Genomic DNA, 16,573 nt, shown 5'->3' on the forward strand with positions numbered 1-16,573 from the left:
ACCCGGTCAGCCGACCGGTGGGGCGGTGGGGGGTTTCGGCGTCGCGCCTGGCTCGGCGGTTTCACCGACCGGCCGCTCCTGCTCCCCGAAGGCGGTGCGGATGCACCGGTTCGCCTCCTCCTGCTCGATTCCGGAGGCCACCAGCAGGTCACTCGCCGTGGTGCGGATCTGGGCGACCACCACGCTGCCCGAGAAGCCGACCCCGGCGCCGTACGCCCGACCGGCCTCGCTGACCGCCCGCAGCGACCGCTCTCGGGCCTTCTCCGGCTCCTCGCCCACGGCGAACTCGTGCTTGAGCAACCGGACCGACTCGGCGAGGTGCTTGATCGCGTCGGGCATCGTGTCCGGCACCGGTTCCTCGTCCTCGATCAGCGTCACGGACCGGCGGACCAACGTGCCGCTGTTGCGCATCGCCCGGTCGATCGGGTCCGCCGCCTCCGCGTAGTGGGTCAGCTCGTCGCGCCGGTGCCAGCGGGCCGGGGAGAGGGTGGCGGTCTCCTTCGCACCCTCGATCGCCTCGCCCAACGTGGCCAGCTCCTCCTTGTTGTTCCGCAGCCGCTCCAGCGCCTGCTGGACGGTTGCGCGGTCCCGGTTGCGCAACCCCTCGGCGGTGGCGTCGAGCTGGCCGGCCAGCAGGTCCAGCGCCGGCCGGGCGGCGCGATTGATCACCCGGAGTGGGTTCAACGGCAGCAGGACCGCCGTCACCAGCAGCGCGACCCCACCGCCGAGGAACGCGTCGACGAACCGCGGAATCTCCAGGTTCTGGGTCGACGGGCTCAGCGTGACGATCAGCACCGCCGTGGCCGCCGCCTGGATGACGATGGCCACGCTGGCCCCGGCGAAGATGGTGAGCAGGATCGCCACCGTGACCACCAGGCCGAGCTGCCACGCCCCGGTGCCGAGCAGGTAGATCAGGAAGTCGCCGATGGCCACCCCGATCCCCACCCCGACGATCAGCTCCACGGTCCGGCGGAACCGCTGGCCGACCGACGCGGCCAGGGTGCCGACCGCGGAGATCGGCGCGAAGACCGGCTGCGGGTTGCCGAGCAACCGGTGCGAGATGAAGTACGCCAGCCCGGCGGCGAGCCCGGCCTGCAGGGCCAGTCCGCCGGCCATCCGCACCCGGTGCAGCCGGTCGTGCAGGTTGGCCCGGCTGCGATGCCGCAACTCCTCGGTGGCCTCGGCGATCCGCGCGCCGTCGACATCCACCAACCCTTCACGCAGCGCGGTCCGCCGCACCAACGGAGGTCGCTTGTCCCGGGCCACGGCCATGGGCGCGACTACCCGTGGCGGGCCCGCTGAATCCTCCCGCCCCGCAGGTGGCGGCCGGATGCGGCAGACTCGGGCGGTGGCCGATCTACTGGACCGGTGGCGGGCGGCGGCCCGGGGCGCCGGGGCAGATCCTGGCGCGGGTTCGACGCGGGCCGGGGAGCAGTTGCTCGCCCGCTGGCGGGAACCGCACCGGCGCTACCACACGGTGGCCCACCTGACCGCCGTGCTCGACGTGGTGGACCGGCACGCCGGGCTGGCCGACCGGGCCGACCTGGTCCGGCTGGCGGCCTGGTGCCACGACGCGATCTACGACCCACGGGCCGCCGGCGACGCCAACGAACGGGACAGCGCCACGCTGGCCGGGAGCATCCTCGCCGGGCTCGGTGTGCCGGCGCCCGCGGTGGCCGAGGTGCGCCGGCTGGTGCTGCTCACCGCCGGGCACGTGGTGGAGCCGGGCGACCGGGACGGCGCCCTGCTCTGCGACGCGGACCTCGCCGTGCTGGCCGCGCCGCCGGCCGCGTACGACCGCTACGCGGCCGCCGTCCGGCAGGAGTACGCACACGTGCCGGAGCCGGCCTTCCGAGCCGGACGGGCCGGGGTGCTCACCGGGCTGCTGGCGCTGCCGACGCTGTTCCGGCTGCCGCCGCTGGCGAGCCGGTGGGAGCAGCCGGCCCGGGCCAACCTGCGCCGCGAGCTGGCCACGCTCACCGGGCGGCCGGTGGGCGCGGGCTGACCAGGTGCTTCGGGCGACGCAGGCCGGCGTCGCGGAGCAACCGGACCAGCTCCCGGCTCGGCACCACCCGGGCCCCGAGCCACACCGCCGCCGCGAACCGGTCGGCCGGGATGTCGTAGTGGTCGCGGTCGAAACCGCGCCGGGGCGCGCCCAGCGCCTCCGCGAAGGCGTGCAGTTCGGCGTACGAGACGTCGCTGATCAGGTGTGACCAGAGCCGACCGCGCCACGGCCAGGCAGGCCGGTCCAGGTAGAGCATGGTGCCCAAGCTAGCCCGCGCAGTCGATCATGTGTTGATGATCGGCGGCCGGCGACCTAGCCTCTGCTGCATGGCCCCCACCCCACTCCTCGACGAGCTGCGCGCCGCGCTGGGCGAGAACGCCGTGCTCACCGACCCGGACCTGCTGCGCATGCACGAGCGGGACGAGGCCGACCTCTGCGCGGCCGGCACCCCCCTCGTGGTGACCCGTCCGCGCAGCACCGAGCAGGTGGTCGCGGTGGTCCGGGCGGCGGCGCGCCACGGCGTACCCGTGGTGCCGCAGGGCGCGCGGACCGGGCTGGCCGGCGCGGCGAACGCGGTGGACGGCGCGGTGGTGCTGAGCACCGTCGCGATGGACGAGATCCGGGAGATCGACCCGGTGAGCCGGATCGCGGTGGTCCAGCCCGGGGTGGTCAACGCAACGCTGGCCGCGGCGGTCGCCAGGCAGGGCCTCTGGTACCCGCCGGACCCCGGTTCCTGGGAGTCCTCCACCATCGGTGGCAACGTGGCCACCAACGCCGGCGGGATGTGCTGCGTCAAGTACGGCGTGACCACCGAGTACGTGCTCGGCCTGGAGGTGGTGCTCGCCTCCGGCGAGGTGCTGCGCACCGGCCGGCGTACCGCCAAGGGAGTGGCCGGCTACGACCTGACCCGGCTCTTTGTCGGCTCGGAGGGCACCCTCGGGGTGATCACCGAGGTGACCGTGGCGCTGCGGCCCGCACCGGCCGACTCGCTGACCCTGGTGGCGGTCTTCCCGTCCACCGCGGCGGCCGGCGCGGCGGTGGCCGCGATCGCCGCCCAGGGGCTCACTCCCAGCCTGCTGGAACTACTCGACCAGACCCACCTGCGGGCCATCGAGGCGTACCAGCCGATGGGGCTGCGGACGGACGCGCAGGCCCTGCTGCTGGCCGCCGCGGACACCGGCAGCCGGGCCGCCGACGACCTGGCCGGCCTGGCTGAGGTGTGCGAGGCGGCCGGCGCCGACGAGGTCTACGCGGCCACCGACGCGGTGGAGGCGGCGGCGCTGCTGCAGGCCCGGCGGCTCGCCCACCCGGCCATGGAGAAGTTCGCCGCCGACGCGTACCCGGAGGGCAACGGCGGCCTGGTGATCGACGACGTGGCGGTGCCGCGCGGTTCGCTCGCCGCGCTGCTGGACGGGGTGGCCCGGATCGCGGCGGAGTGCGAGGTGCCGATCGGCGTGGTGGGGCACGCCGGGGACGGCAACATGCACCCGAACATCGTGGTCGACCGCGCCGACCCGGCGAGCGTGGAGCGGGGTCGGCGGGCGTTCGACGAGATCATGCGGCTCGGCCTGGATCTGGGCGGTACGTGCACCGGCGAGCACGGGGTGGGGCTGCTCAAGCGGGACTGGCTGGCCCGGGAGATCGGCCCGGTCGGGGTCCGGGTGCACCAGGCGATCAAGTCGGCGCTGGACCCGGCCGGCCTGCTCAACCCCGGCAAGGTGCTCTGACCCGGTCGGGGTGCGACTCGGCGCCCCCGGCGCGCGATCAGCCGACGACCTCGGCCGGGGTCGCCTGGGTGAGCAGCAGCAGGATCTCCCCTGCGACCGGCGGGCGCTCCTCGCCCGGGCAGTCCTGTGAGGTGATCAGCCCGGCGGAGGTGAGCAGGCTGGAGGTCAGCGCGTCGATGCAGGTGATCCGGTACTGCCGGACCTGATCGGTCTCCTTCGCCAGCTTCGGGTCGGCCAGCAGCACCTGGAGCCGTTCGGTCTGCTCCGGGCCGAGCGTGCCCCGGGAGGTGACGCCGTCACCGGCGCAGTCGAGGCACTGCCACGTACCGTCCCGCTCGACGCTCAGCGTGCGTATCGGGCCGTCCGCACCGAGCCGCTGCAGGAGGCTGACCTGACCCGCGGCGACCGTCGTCGGGATCTCGGGCACCGGTCCACCGGCTGCCGTACCGACCGGCGGTTGCGCGGTCGGAGTGTCCCGGGTGTCCCGGTCGAGCAGCGAACACCCGGTGAGGGCGCCGGCGAGCGCCGTGGCGAGAAGCGGAATGAGCAGGCGGGAGCGCGCGCGGGAAAGCACCGCGGAAACCTACCCCACCGTAGATAGCAGCCGAAACCACCATCCGGGCCGGTATCGATGGTTACCCTTCGGTAACATTTCTTTTCGTCACCGAGCGGACGTGCGCAACTCGGCCTGATCGTCGTCGCCACCCCGGTCGGCCGCGTAGCCCCGTACATCCGGGGCGCCCAGCCGGGCCGCGTCCGCCGCAGCGTCGTCCGGCATCAGCTGGGACTGCCGTTCCGCCTCCACCCGGGCGCGGTAGTGCTCGATTTCGCGGGCCCGGGTGGCCGCGTCCCACCCGAGCACCGCGCCCATCAGCTCGGCGGTGTGCTCCGCCGACTCGAGCCCCCGGTGGCTGGTCTCGAAGGAGATCCGGGTCCGCCGGGTCAGCACGTCCTCCAGGTGCAACGCACCCTCGGCCCGCGCCGCGTAGGCGACCTCCGCGGCCAGATATTCCGGTGCGCCGGCCAGCGGGGAGGCGAGCAGTGGATCGGCGTCGATCAGCGCGAGCAGATCCAGGGTGAGGGTGCCGTACCGCTCCAGCAGGTGTTCCACCACGCCCACCGGTACGCCGTGCCGCCGGGCCAGGTCGGCCCGGTCCCGCCACATGGCCGGGTACCCGTCGGCGCCGAGCAGCGGCAGGTCGGCGGTGCGCGACGGACGGGCGCCGCCCAGCCGGCGGGCGGCCCGGTCCACCACGTCGGAGGCCATGACCCGGTACGTCGTGTACTTGCCACCGGCGACCAGCAGCAGCCCGAGCATCGGCTCGAAGACCGCGTGCTCGCGGGAGAGCTTCGAGGTGGAGTCGGCCTCACCGGCCAGCAGCGGCCGCAGCCCGGCGTAGACGCCCTCGATGTCGGCGGTGGTCAGCGGCCGGTCCAGCACGGCGTTGACCTGCTGCAACAGGTAGTCGATGTCGCGGGCCGACGCTGCCGGGTGGGACCGGTCCAGTCGCCAGTCGGTGTCCGTGGTGCCGATGATCCAGTGCCCGCCCCACGGAATGACGAAGAGCACCGAACTCGCCGTACGCAGGATGAGCCCGGTCTCGCCGGTGATCGCCGAGCGGGGCACCACCAGGTGCACCCCCTTGGAGGCGCGCACCCGGACGCCGGGCCGCAGGCCCACGTCGTTGAGCATCCGGGACATGTCGTCGCTCCACACGCCGGTGGCGGCGATGACGGTGCGGGCCTGCACCTCGAACTCGGCGTCCGGAGAGCCGGCCGGCGCCTCCAGGTCGCGGACCCGGACGCCGGTAACCTCGCGCGCCTGCCGGATCAGCCCGACCGCGCGGGCGCTGCTCACCACCGTGGCGCCGAGGCTGGCCGCGGTGCGGGCCAGGGTGACCACCAGCCGGGCGTCGTCGACCTGCCCGTCGTAGTAGCGGATCGCTCCGGCCAGCACGTCGGCCCGCAGGCTCGGGAAGATCCGCCGGGCCCCCTCCCGGGTCAGGTGCCGGTGCAGCGGCATGCCGCGGCCACCGCCGAAGACTCCGGCGAAGGCGTCGTAGGTGGCCACGCCGGCGCCGTAGTACGAGCGGCGGAAGATGCGGGCGGGCAGGTCCCGCAGGCCTTGGCCGGCCGGCAGCGGCACCAGGAACGGCACCGGGCGGACCAGGTGCGGCGCGAGTCGGGTGGCCAGCAGGCCCCGCTCGGTGAGCGCCTCGTGGACCAGATGGAACTCCAACTGCTCCAGGTAGCGAAGGCCGCCGTGGATGAGCTTGCTGGACCGGCTGGAGGTGCCCGCGGCGAGGTCGCGCGCCTCGACCAGGGCGACCTTCAGGCCCCGGGACGCCGCGTCCAGGGCGGCGCCGGCACCGGTCACCCCGCCCCCGATGACCAGCACGTCGAAGCGCTCCGCGCGGAGTCGGCGCAGGTCGGCGGCCCGGCGCACCGGCGAGAGCTGCCCGGCCACGGAGCGGGAGATGTTGGGGTCGCGCACCTGTCCACCGTAACCGCCGTGGCCAGCGTGTCGACATGCCCCGCCCGCCCCGTACTGTGCGAGTCATGCAGGTCGGCCCTCCGTCAGCCGCTGGTCAACCGCCGCCCTACCAGCCGTCACTCCCGGGCCGGCCCAATCCGTGGCCGGTGGTCGCGGCCGTGCTGGCCGGTGGCTGGACAGTGGCGGTGACCGTGGCCACCCAGGCGGGTGGCTGGCTCACCGACCAGGTGCTGCTGGGCTTCGGGCGGGACCGGGTGGGCTGGCTCTGGCCGGTGCTGGGCCTGACCAGCGTCGTACTGGTGGGCACGCCGGCGCTGCTGCTGGCCATGCTGCCCCGGTCGGCCGCGGTCCGGGCAACCGGGCGGGCCTGGCTGGCCGCGGCGCTCGTGCTCGGGCTGCTCACGCTGCTGCGGGTCGTGCCGCCGGTGCACCACGAGGCGTACCTGGCCGCGCTGGCCGGTACGGCGGCACTCACCGCGCTCGTCCTGCGCTGGTCGGCACGCCGGTCGGCGTCCGCCGGGCCGGCCGGCCCAGGGGTCCGCGCGACGACCGGCCCGGTGCCGCTGCTCGCGGTCGCCGCCGGGCTGGCGCTGCTGCTGCCCTGGGTCTGGCTGGGCGCGCTCGGTGGGCTGCTGGAGACCGCGCTCGCCCTGCTGGCGGCGGCCGCGCTGGGGGTGCTCGCCGCGACGCTGCTGGACGCCTCCTTCTGGTCCCGCTTCGCGGTCGGCCAGCCGCCCCGGCCGGCCCGGTTGGTGCTGGTCGGCGGCCTGGTCGCCGGGGTGGCGCTGCTGCTGCTCGGTGCCGGCGCCGGCCAGTCCGGTGCGCAGCTACCCGCGCTGCTGACCCTGCCGCCGGTGAGTTTCGCGCTGGCCGCCCTGTGGGCCGCGATCTGGCGTCCGGCCGCCCACGGAGCGGCGAACGTGCCCGACCGCGCGGCGGACGCCGTGCACGCCGGCCGGGCCGCGACCGGCTGGCTGGTGGGTCTGGCCACGCTCGGCCCGCTGGCCTTCGCCGACCCGGAAGAGATCACCCTGCTGTTGATCGGCACCCGCGACGTGCCGTTCTGGGTGGCGGCCGCCGCCGGCGCCGGGCTGGCCGTCGCGGCCCTGGTCGCCATCGGGTACGCGGTGTTGCTGGCCCGGCCGGCGGCCCGCACGCCGAACCGGCGGGTGGCCGCGTTCACCGCGGTGGTGCTGCTGCTGACGGTGGGCGTGGTCGACCTCGGGCCCGGTCAGCCGGCCCTGCACGGCGAGCGGCTGCTCGTGGTGCTGCGCGAGCAGGCCGACCTGACCGGGCTGCCGACGGGCGTGCCGGGCCGGGCCGGACGGGACGCCCGCGCGGCGGAGGTGTACCGGCGGCTCGTGACCACCGCCGATCGGAGCCAGACCGACCTGCGCCGGGAGCTGACCCGGCTGCGGCTCGATCCGGTGTCGTACTACCTGGTGAACGCGGTCGAGGTGGACGGCGGTCCGGCGGTGCGGGCCTGGCTCGCGCGCCGTCCGGAGGTGGCCCGGGTGCTGGTCAGCCAGCGACTGCGGCCACTGCCGGCACCGGCCGGGCAGAACCGGGGTACCGCGGCCGCCCCCACCGGCCCGGAGTGGAACATCCGCCAACTCGGTGCCGACCGCGTCTGGTCCCAGCTCGGCGTCACCGGCGCGGGCATGGTGGTGGGCAGCTCGGACTCGGGTGTGGACGGCAACCATCCGGCGCTGCGGGCCGCGTTCCGGGGCGGGGACGACTCCTGGTACGACCCGTGGGACGGCACCCGGACCCCGACCGACCAGGGCGGGCACGGCACCCACACGGTGGGCAGCGCGGTCGGCCGGGGCGGCATCGGGGTGGCGCCGGACGCCCAGTGGGTGGGCTGCGTCAACCTGGACCGCAACTTGGGCAGCCCGGGCCACTACCTCGACTGCCTCCAGTTCATGCTGGCACCCTTCCCGGCTGGTGGCGACCCGTTCCGCGACGGCCGGCCGGAGCGCGCCCCGCAGGTGCTGACCAACTCGTGGGGCTGCCCGCCCATCGAGGGCTGCGACCGGAACGTGCTGCGGCCGGCCACCGCCGCACTGGACGCCGCCGGGATCTTCGTGGTCGCCGCCGCCGGCAACACCGGCCCGTGGTGCGCGTCGATCGACGACCCGCCGGCGCCGTATTCGGACGTGCTGACCGTGGGCGCGGTCGACGCACAGCGGCGGGTGGCCCAGTTCTCCTCGCGCGGGCCGGTGCCGGGCGGCCCGGGCAAGCCGGACGTGCTGGCACCGGGCGTGGGCGTGGTGTCGGCCATGCCGGGCGGCGGGTACGCCGCACTCGATGGCACCTCGATGGCGACCCCGCAGGTGGCCGGGGTGGTCGCCCTGATGTGGTCGGCCAACCCGGCGCTGGTCGGCGACCTGGCCCGGACCCGACAGATCCTGCGGGACACCGCGACGCCGGCCGAGCCGACCTACCGCTCCGGCAACCCGGCCGACGCCTGTGGCGGCCCGGCGAACGTCACGGGCGCCGGCCAGGTCGACGCGTACGCCGCCGTCCGCGCCGCCCAGCGGTAAGGAAGGGCACCTTGTTGACGCCTGCGGTGGTAGCGGGGCCCCTTGTTGACACGACGGGCGGGAGGATGAACCAACTCCCGGTGATCTAGGGTCGGCGACCATGGACGCCGAGATCACCATTACCGAGCTGACCCCCGACCTGGCTGCCGCCGCGGTGCGGGTCTGTACGCAGGCGCTCGACCTGCCCGAGGACGCCGTCGAGGCGGCCGCCATCGTGGACGCGCTCTGGCCGCGGGCCGCCGCCGACCGGCTGGTGGTCGGGCTGGGCGCGTACCGGGGCGCGGACCTGGTCGGGGTGCTGCTCTGTTCGGTGTCGTCGGCCGACCCGGCTCTCGGGCACGTGGACCTGGTCGCGGTGCTCCCGGATCAGCGCCGTCGGGGCATCGGACGGGCACTGCTGGAGCGCGCCGAACGGGTGCTCGCCGAGCACGGGGTGACCGAGGTGCTGCTGGCCGGGAACCCGCCGTACTACGCCTGGCCGGGCATCGACGTGCGCTACACGCCGGCCGTCTGCACCGCCCTGGCGCTCGGCTACGAGCAGGACCGGACCGCCTGGAACATGACCGCCGACCTGTCGTACGACGGCTCGCCGGCGTTGCGGTCCACCGAGGCGGCGGAGCAGCGGCTGGCCGGGCAGGGGATCACGGTACGTCGGGCGGAACCGACAGACCTGCCGGCGCTGGCGGCATTCGCCCGGTCCACCTTCGGTGGCGCGTGGGACGGCGAGTTGGCCGGGTCGGTGGGTCGCGACGGCGCCGGTTGCCACCTGGCGGAGCGGGCGGGCGAGCTGCTCGGCTTCGCCGCCTACGGGTCGTCCCGGCCGAGTTGGTTCGGGCCGATGGGCACCGCGCCGGCCGCCGAAGGTTCGGGCATCGGCGGGGTGCTGCTGCGTCGCTGTCTGCGGGATCAGCAGGAAGCGGGGCTGGACCGGGCGCAGATCGGCTGGGTGGGGCCGGTGCCGTTCTACTCCGGCAGCGCCGGCGCCCGGATCGAGCGGGTCTTCTTCCTGTACCGGCGGACGCTGAACGCCAAATAAGGGCGAATAGGATATAGACTCAGATAGCGCCATTCGCCCCGCGTCGGGCATCGACGCCCCCTACCGTTTTGGTAAAGGAGGCAGCCATGACGACGGACGACGACCAGACCGAGGACGGCCCGCCCGTCACCTGGAAACCGGTCGGCGAACTCCCCGGCCAACTGCCGTTCGACCGGCTCGACTACGGCGACGCCGAGCAGTTGGCGGAGATGACCACCAACGGGGAGCCGGTGGCCGAGGAGCCGCAGGAGATGGTGGACGCACCGATCCAACTGCCGCCGCCGTACGACCGGGCGCAGAAGCGGCGCAATCAGCGCCCGCTACCCACCTGACGACGAACGGGGCGGACCGCGTCAGCGGCCCGCCCCGTTCCGTGTCGGAACTGGACTCAGAAGTCCATGTCCCCGCCACCCGGGCCAGCCGGGGCAGCCGGGGTCTTCTCCGGCTTGTCCGCGACGACGGCCTCGGTGGTGAGGAAGAGCGCCGCGATGGAAGCGGCGTTCTGCAGCGCCGACCGGGTCACCTTGGCCGGGTCGATGATGCCCGCGGCCAGCAGGTCGACGTACTCACCGTTGGCGGCGTTGAGGCCGTGACCCGCTTCGAGGTTACGAACCTTCTCCACCACGACGCCGCCCTCGAGGCCGGCGTTGACGGCGATCTGCCGCAGCGGGGCGTCCAGCGCGACCTTGACGATGTTGGCACCGGTCGCCTCGTCGCCGACCAGGTCCAGCTTGTCGAAGGCGGTCTTGCCGGCCTGCACCAGCGCGACGCCACCACCCGGGACGATGCCCTCCTCGACGGCAGCCTTCGCGTTGCGAACGGCGTCCTCGATGCGGTGCTTGCGCTCCTTGAGCTCGACCTCAGTGGCCGCGCCGACCTTGATCACCGCAACGCCGCCGGCCAGCTTGGCCAGCCGCTCCTGCAGCTTCTCCCGGTCGTAGTCGGAGTCGCTCTTGTCGATCTCGGCCCGGATCTGGTTGACCCGGCCCTGGATCTGCTCGGCGTCGCCGGCACCGTCGACGATGGTGGTCTCGTCCTTGGTCACCACGACCTTGCGGGCGCGGCCCAGCATGTCGACGCTGGCGGCGTCGAGCTTGAGGCCGACCTCCTCGCTGATGACCTGGCCACCGGCGAGGATGGCGATGTCGGTCAGCATGGCCTTGCGGCGGTCACCGAAGCCCGGCGCCTTGACGGCGACCGACTTGAAGGTGCCCCGGACCTTGTTGACCACCAGGGTGGCCAGGGCCTCGCCCTCCAGGTCCTCGGCGATGATCAGCAGCGGCTTGCCCGACTGCATGACCTTCTCCAGGATCGGGAGCAGGTCCTTCACCGACGAGATCTTGCTGTTGGCGATCAGGATGTACGGGTCGTCGAAGACGGCCTCCATACGCTCCGGGTCGGTCATGAAGTAGGCCGAGATGTAGCCCTTGTCGAAGCGCATACCCTCGGTGAGCTCCAGCTCCAGCCCGAAGGTGTTGCTCTCCTCGACGGTGATGACGCCTTCCTTGCCGACCTTGTCCATCGCCTCGGCGATGATCTCGCCGACGGTGCTGTCGCCAGCGGAGATGGAGGCGGTGGAGGCGATCTGCTCCTTGGTCTCGACGTCCTTGGCGAGCTTGGACAGCTCCTCCGAGACGCTCGCGACCGCAGCCTCGATGCCCCGCTTCAGGGCCATCGGGTTGGCGCCAGCGGCCACGTTGCGCAGGCCCTCGCGAACCAGGGCCTGGGCCAGGACGGTCGCCGTCGTCGTGCCGTCACCGGCAACGTCGTCGGTCTTCTTGGCGACCTCCTTGACCAGCTCAGCGCCGATCTTCTCGTACGGGTCCTCGAGCTCGATCTCCTTGGCGATGCTCACACCATCGTTGGTGATGGTGGGGGCACCCCACTTCTTCTCGAGCACGACGTTGCGGCCCTTGGGGCCGAGGGTCACCTTTACGGCGTCGGCGAGCTGGTTCATGCCCCGCTCGAGGCCGCGGCGCGCCTCTTCGTCGAACGCGATCATCTTGGCCATACGGCGTTGTCCTCCTGGACACTCACGGGCCACCCGAGATGAATGCCCCGGATGGGCCGCCTGGTGTACGCACCTTGGGACGTCGCCACCTGGCGACGACGACGTCCTTCGGCCGGGCCGGATAGCCCGCGACGACCGGCCATGTGTCACCCCGGCGTCTCCGCGCCGGCGCGACAGTGGCCCCACCGTCCCGACCATTGGCACTCACGGTATGCGAGTGCCAATGACTTGTTTAGCACTCTCCCCTGCCGAGTGCAAGCACGACTGCCTCGGTCAGCCGAGTTCGGCAGCTAGTCCGGCGCCGTTCACCGGCCTCTCATGGGCCCGCTGCTCGGCGTACGTCACCAGCAGCCCCACCAGTTGCACGAGATGGGCGGGGAGGGCCAGCACCGCGCTGACGGCGATCACCAGCACCACGCCGATCGTGGAACCCGGGGTGGCGAGCGGATCGACCCCGAACGGGGCGCTGCCGACCCCCTCCAGCACGCTGGCGACCAGAGTGCCGACGATCACTGCCGCCGCCACCAGCGCCACCCGCCCCAGCAGCAACCCCAGCCGCTCGTGGAACATCCGGAACGACCGGCCGATCGGGTTCTGCCGCTCGAAGAGATAGACCGGCCCGGCCATGCTGAGCGCGAACGCGAGGTAGATGCCCGGGAGGACGCAGAAGCAGATGCCCAGGCCGACGATCACGCCGATCAGCAGCGTCCAGCCCCAGAGCCCGAGCGCGCGGCGCAGGCCGTAGCGCAGCGCCTCACCCAGGCTGACCGGCTCACCGACCGCCTGACGGGTGATCACCCAGGTGCCGGCCGCCCAGCCCACGGCCTGCACGAACCCGATCAGCAGGCTGCCGCCGATGAGCACCAGGAACACGGTGGCCAGGTCGGTGAAGAAGGTGTCCGGCAACGAGGTCGACCCGTCGGCGGCGGTCGTCTCCCACCTCGCGGTCGGGTCCAGCCCCAGCGAGAGCACCGACAGCACCGCCGCCGGCAGCACCTGCGTGAGCAGCAGGATCGGCAGCAGCAGCCTCCAGCCGCGCCGGACCGCGCCCACGCACCGGTCGAACCAACCGCTCAGGCCAGCCCCGGGTGGGGTGACGAGCCGGTCGGCCGGATCGAACCCGGGCGGATACCACCCGGCGGTCGGCGGTCCCGGGTACCAGGGCTGCCCACCGTACGGCCCGGCGCCGACCGGGTAGCCGCCGGTCGGCGGGAACACCCAGCCCTGCGGCGGCGCGCCCGGTGGCGGCCCCCAGGCGGGCGTCATGCTCGGATCCCAGCCGGGAGGGGTGCCCGGCGGCGGGCCCCAGGGGGACGGCGCGGTCGGGTCACCAGCGGGAGGCGGACCCGTCGGACCAGGATCGTCCGGGTGCGGGCCGGACGGGTTGACGCCACCGGAATGCGGACCGGACGGGTCGGGCTGGCCCGGGGGTGGGGCGGCCGGGGGCGGCTGGTCGGACATGAACCCTCCTCAGCGAGCTGGAATGGTTCACGATCTTCCAGGGTCCGGCCGCGTGACGCAGCCCCGGCCCCTCAGGCCTCGCTGGCGCTGCCCCGGTCAGGCGATGACGCGCACCCGCTCCGCCTGCGGGCCCTTCTGGCCCTGCGCGATCTCGAACTCCACCCGCTGACCGTCGTCCAGCGCCTTGTAGCCGTCCATCTCGATGGCGGAGAAGTGGACGAACACGTCCTGACCGCCGTCGACGGCGATGAAGCCGTAGCCCTTTTCGGAGTTGAACCACTTAACGGTGCCCTGTGCCACGGTGCACTTCCTCACTCTGCGCGGCGTTGCCTGCCCCGGCGCGCGGCACGACCGGGCGCCTCCGGGCCACCGCTCCGGCGATCGATGACGGCCGCTGAAACGGGTGACCGAAATCGCACGCTACACGAGGAGTGACGGCCGCGCACGACCATAAATCGGCATATTCCGATCGCGCCGACGCCATTCCGGGCGGCGGTGGTCGGCCCGGTTTCCGATCAACCCGATTCACGGCGATGATTGTGCCGGCCGACGGTGGCCGGCACGGCCGGAGTCGCCGTCCGCCGCTGTGGTAGGCATGCGGGCATGACCACCGATCTACGCGGGGCCGCCCCACGACAGGCGGAGATTCGCCGGGTCCGGCCGGCGGACGCCGCACGGATGCGCGCGCTGCGCCTGGAGATGCTCGCCGACGCGCCGCTGGCCTTCCTGGAGACCGTGGCCGACGCGGCGGCCCGACCGCACGCCGACTACGCCGCCCGGATCGCGTACACCTCGGTCGGATCCGACACCGCGCAGTTCATCGCCGACCCGGGCGGCCGGCTCGTCGGGCACGCCGGAGGCACGGTCAGCCCCACCGAGCCCGGCCTCACCGTCATCTACGCGGTCTACGTGACCCCCGGCTGGCGGGGCGGCGGGCTGCTCGGGGAGCTGATCGACGCCGTGGCGGCCTGGTCCCGGGAGTGCGGGCGGCCCGAGCTGATGCTGGAGGTGGTGGTCGGCAACGACCGGGCCTACCGGGCGTACCAGCGGATCGGCTTCGTCGACACCGGCGTGCGGGTGCCGCACCCCACCATCCCGGCGCTGACCGAACTCCAGATGCGCCGACCCGCCTAACCCCAAACCCAAACCCAAACCCAAAGAACCATCCCAAAGGCAAGACCCCGCTGATGCCCCGGAGCCGGGCAGCCTCCCGACCAGCGTGCCCGGAAGGGTTTCCGGGGCAGCCCGCCCCGCGCAGGGATCAAGCCTGACCGCCCGGAGCGGAGCGGGCTGCCCCGGAAACCCCAACCGCAACCAAAAACAAGATCAAACGTGCCGACGCGACTGCACGATCCGGAACCGGTTGGCCACGTACGCCCCGTCGGTCAGCGCCGAGTTGGCCGCCGGGTTGGCGCCGCTGCCGTGGAAGTCGGAGAAGGCCGCCGACTGGTTCACGAAGACCCCGCCGGTCAGGTTGCAGGACAGGTGCACCCCGACCCCGACCGCCACCGCCTCGGTCGCGTCCAGCACCGACTCGTCGGTGGAGTAGACACCCGCGGTGAGCGCGCCCTTCTCGCCGACCGTCCGGCGCAGCAGTTCCAGACTGTGCGCCGTGGAATCGGTGGCGATGGCGAACGAGATCGGCCCGAACCACTCGCGGCCGTAGGTCTCCGCGTCGTCCGCGGCCAGCTTCACGATGGTCGGGGTACGCACCACCGCGTCGGCGTACGCCGGGTGCGCCACGGCCCGGGACTCCAGCACCGGCTCGCCGACCTTGGTCACCTCGGCCAGCCGCTCCAGCACCCCGTCGTTGACGATGGCGCCGGTCAGCTCCACGCCCCGGGCCGGGTCGGCGGTCAGCTTGCCGACCGCCGCGGCGATCCCGCCGGCCACCTCGTCGAAGCTCTTGTGCCCCTGGTCGGTCTCGATGCCGGCGGCCGGGATGAGGATGTTCTGCGAGGTGGTGCACATCTGGCCGCTGTAGAGGGTCAGCGTGAAGCCGAGGTTGCGGCACATGCCGGCGAAGTCGTCGGTGGAGTCGATCACCACCGTGTTCAGTCCGGCCTTCTCGGTGTAGACCGCCGCCTGCCGGGCGTGCGTCTCCAGCCAGTCGCCGTACTCGGTGGAACCGGTGAAGTCGACAATCTTGACGGACCGGTGCAGGGCCAGATCGCTGGCGAGCTTCTCGCCGGGCGCCTCGGCGGCCAGCATGATCAGGTTCGGGTCGAAGCCTGCCTCGGCGAGCACCTCCCGGGCGTACTTCACGGTGATGGCCAGCGGCAGCACCGCGCGCGGGTGCGGCTTGACGATCACCGGGTTGCCGGTGACCAGCGAGGCGAACAGCCCCGGGTACGAGTTCCAGGTCGGGAAGGTGTTGCAGCCGATCACCAGCGCCACCCCGCGCGGCACCACGTGGAACGTCTTGCTCATCCGCAGCGGGTCGCCCTTGCCGGCCGCCTTCTCCCAACCGGCCGTCCCCGGGTGCCGGGTCATCTCGGCGTACGCGTACGCCAGCGCCTCCAGCGCCCGGTCCAGCGCGTGAGCGCCGCCGGCCTGGAAGGCCATCACGAACGCCTGCCCGCTGGTGAACTGCACCGCGTTGGCCAGCTCGAAGATGTGCTTGTGCAGCCGGTCGAGGATCTCCAGGCAGACGCCCACCCGGGCCTGCGGGCCGGCGTCGCGCCAGGCTGGCAGCGCGGCGATGGCGGCGGTGACCAGCTCGTCGGTGCCGGCGTGCGGGTAGCGCACCGCCAGTTCCACCCCGAACGGGCTCGCCTCGGTGGCGACCCGGTCGCCGGTGCCCGGCTGGTCGAGCGGGAAGTCGCCACCCAGGTACGCCTCGAAGGCGGCCTTACCGTCGGCGGCGGCGGTCTCGCCGTACACGCGAGGGCTGGGGGATTCGGGATAGGCGGACCAGTAGCCCCGCTCCGTGATCGCGGTCAGCGCACGGTTGAGGGTGTCGGCGTGCCTGTCGTACAGGGGATGCGGGGTCTCCGTCATGTCCGCCATCATGCCGCAGCCGTGTCCGGGAGCAGAAGCGCCAATGCCCGACAGCGCGGCAGCCGGCATCGCGGGCCAGCGCGGTGACGGTGCTTCAACTCCCAAATGACTGCCGGCGGCGGGTCGCGCTGCTCACGTACGCCTCCCCCTGGGGAATCGGTACTGCCGGGTCTTCCCGGCGTACGTCAACGGCGAGGTGTTGCGGAAGCTGGGCGACCGGCTGTCCTGGCGGTGGATCAACCTTTGGCGGCACACCGACCCGGTGGGCGGGCGGATGTTCGCTCCGACGCCCG

General features: G+C 73.3%; 14 protein-coding genes. 6 read left to right on the forward strand and 8 right to left on the reverse strand.

Going from position 1 to position 16,573, the window contains the following annotated elements; translation table 11 throughout:
* Window positions 1–6: 6 nt before the first annotated feature.
* Window positions 7–1,266 (reverse strand): FUSC family protein, encoded by a 1,260-nt coding sequence (locus tag BUS84_RS20945; RefSeq protein ID WP_074318968.1) that lies wholly within the window; start codon window positions 1,264–1,266, stop codon window positions 7–9.
* An 82-nt stretch (window positions 1,267–1,348) separates the two neighbouring features.
* Between BUS84_RS20945 and BUS84_RS20950 the strand changes: the two genes are divergently transcribed.
* Window positions 1,349–2,005 (forward strand): HD domain-containing protein, encoded by a 657-nt coding sequence (locus BUS84_RS20950; RefSeq protein WP_244298658.1) that lies wholly within the window; start codon window positions 1,349–1,351, stop codon window positions 2,003–2,005.
* Here the strand turns inward: BUS84_RS20950 and BUS84_RS20955 are convergent.
* Window positions 1,977–2,261, reverse strand: a complete 285-nt coding sequence (locus BUS84_RS20955) for a DUF4031 domain-containing protein (protein ID WP_074314926.1) — start codon at window positions 2,259–2,261, stop codon at window positions 1,977–1,979. The genes BUS84_RS20950 and BUS84_RS20955 overlap by 29 nt on opposite strands.
* Before the next feature lie 70 nt (window positions 2,262–2,331).
* Between BUS84_RS20955 and BUS84_RS20960 the strand changes: the two genes are divergently transcribed.
* Window positions 2,332–3,732: an FAD-binding oxidoreductase gene (locus BUS84_RS20960; protein WP_074314928.1), complete on the forward strand. Its 1,401-nt coding sequence runs from the start codon at window positions 2,332–2,334 to the stop codon at window positions 3,730–3,732.
* Window positions 3,733–3,769: 37 nt separating this feature from the next.
* Here the strand turns inward: BUS84_RS20960 and BUS84_RS20965 are convergent, their stop codons facing one another.
* Window positions 3,770–4,306: a hypothetical protein gene (locus BUS84_RS20965; RefSeq protein ID WP_074314930.1), complete on the reverse strand. Its 537-nt coding sequence runs from the start codon at window positions 4,304–4,306 to the stop codon at window positions 3,770–3,772.
* 87 nt (window positions 4,307–4,393) lie between these two features.
* Complete coding sequence (locus BUS84_RS20970) at window positions 4,394–6,211, reverse strand: glycerol-3-phosphate dehydrogenase/oxidase (RefSeq protein ID WP_074318969.1); 1,818 nt, start codon at window positions 6,209–6,211, stop codon at window positions 4,394–4,396.
* 80 nt (window positions 6,212–6,291) lie between these two features.
* On the opposite strand from BUS84_RS20970, the gene BUS84_RS20975 reads away from it, so the two are divergent.
* The 3 genes from BUS84_RS20975 to BUS84_RS20985 all read left to right on the forward strand — a co-directional run bounded on the left by BUS84_RS20975 (window position 6,292) and on the right by BUS84_RS20985 (window position 10,140).
* The gene (locus BUS84_RS20975; protein ID WP_074314931.1) at window positions 6,292–8,772 is read left to right on the forward strand and encodes a S8 family serine peptidase; all 2,481 of its coding nucleotides are present in this window, start codon (window positions 6,292–6,294) and stop codon (window positions 8,770–8,772) included.
* A 100-nt stretch (window positions 8,773–8,872) separates the two neighbouring features.
* Complete coding sequence (locus tag BUS84_RS20980) at window positions 8,873–9,808, forward strand: GNAT family N-acetyltransferase (protein WP_074314933.1); 936 nt, start codon at window positions 8,873–8,875, stop codon at window positions 9,806–9,808.
* A gap of 86 nt (window positions 9,809–9,894) precedes the next feature.
* The gene (locus tag BUS84_RS20985) at window positions 9,895–10,140 is read left to right on the forward strand and encodes a hypothetical protein (protein WP_074314935.1); all 246 of its coding nucleotides are present in this window, start codon (window positions 9,895–9,897) and stop codon (window positions 10,138–10,140) included.
* A 56-nt stretch (window positions 10,141–10,196) separates the two neighbouring features.
* On the opposite strand, the gene groL is transcribed toward BUS84_RS20985, so the two are convergent.
* The 3 genes from groL to BUS84_RS21000 form a co-directional block, all read right to left on the reverse strand.
* Window positions 10,197–11,819, reverse strand: coding sequence for a chaperonin GroEL (groL, locus tag BUS84_RS20990; protein ID WP_074314936.1), 1,623 nt, complete (start codon window positions 11,817–11,819; stop codon window positions 10,197–10,199).
* A 273-nt stretch (window positions 11,820–12,092) separates the two neighbouring features.
* A complete protein-coding gene (locus BUS84_RS20995) occupies window positions 12,093–13,085 on the reverse strand; it encodes a hypothetical protein (protein ID WP_074314938.1) in 993 nt (330 codons plus the stop codon).
* Window positions 13,086–13,376: 291 nt separating this feature from the next.
* A complete protein-coding gene (locus BUS84_RS21000; RefSeq protein WP_067305333.1) occupies window positions 13,377–13,580 on the reverse strand; it encodes a cold-shock protein in 204 nt (67 codons plus the stop codon).
* A 303-nt stretch (window positions 13,581–13,883) separates the two neighbouring features.
* Here BUS84_RS21000 and BUS84_RS21005 point away from each other — a divergent pair, with 303 nt between their 5' ends.
* Window positions 13,884–14,414 carry a GNAT family N-acetyltransferase gene (locus BUS84_RS21005; RefSeq protein WP_074314940.1) on the forward strand — a complete coding sequence of 177 codons (531 nt, stop codon included), beginning with the start codon at window positions 13,884–13,886 and terminating at the stop codon, window positions 14,412–14,414.
* Window positions 14,415–14,606: 192 nt separating this feature from the next.
* Here BUS84_RS21005 and paaN read toward each other — a convergent pair whose 3' ends face one another.
* Complete coding sequence (gene paaN / locus BUS84_RS21010; RefSeq protein WP_208869707.1) at window positions 14,607–16,280, reverse strand: phenylacetic acid degradation protein PaaN; 1,674 nt, start codon at window positions 16,278–16,280, stop codon at window positions 14,607–14,609.
* Between the last annotated feature and the right edge of the window lie 293 nt (window positions 16,281–16,573).

The organism is Micromonospora cremea (assembly GCF_900143515.1).
Taxonomy (GTDB): Bacteria; Actinomycetota; Actinomycetes; order Mycobacteriales; family Micromonosporaceae; genus Micromonospora; species Micromonospora cremea.

Coding starts and splice junctions, on each gene's coding strand:
- BUS84_RS20995 (WP_074314938.1), bottom strand. CDS start 13,085: ATGACGCCCGCCTGGGGGCCGCCACCGGGCGCGCCGCCGCAGGGCTGG.
- paaN (WP_208869707.1), bottom strand. CDS start 16,280: ATGACGGAGACCCCGCATCCCCTGTACGACAGGCACGCCGACACCCTC.
- BUS84_RS20955 (WP_074314926.1), bottom strand. CDS start 2,261: ATGCTCTACCTGGACCGGCCTGCCTGGCCGTGGCGCGGTCGGCTCTGG.
- BUS84_RS20985 (WP_074314935.1), top strand. CDS start 9,895: ATGACGACGGACGACGACCAGACCGAGGACGGCCCGCCCGTCACCTGG.
- groL (WP_074314936.1), bottom strand. CDS start 11,819: ATGGCCAAGATGATCGCGTTCGACGAAGAGGCGCGCCGCGGCCTCGAG.
- BUS84_RS20980 (WP_074314933.1), top strand. CDS start 8,873: ATGGACGCCGAGATCACCATTACCGAGCTGACCCCCGACCTGGCTGCC.
- BUS84_RS20960 (WP_074314928.1), top strand. CDS start 2,332: ATGGCCCCCACCCCACTCCTCGACGAGCTGCGCGCCGCGCTGGGCGAG.
- BUS84_RS20975 (WP_074314931.1), top strand. CDS start 6,292: ATGCAGGTCGGCCCTCCGTCAGCCGCTGGTCAACCGCCGCCCTACCAG.
- BUS84_RS21005 (WP_074314940.1), top strand. CDS start 13,884: ATGACCACCGATCTACGCGGGGCCGCCCCACGACAGGCGGAGATTCGC.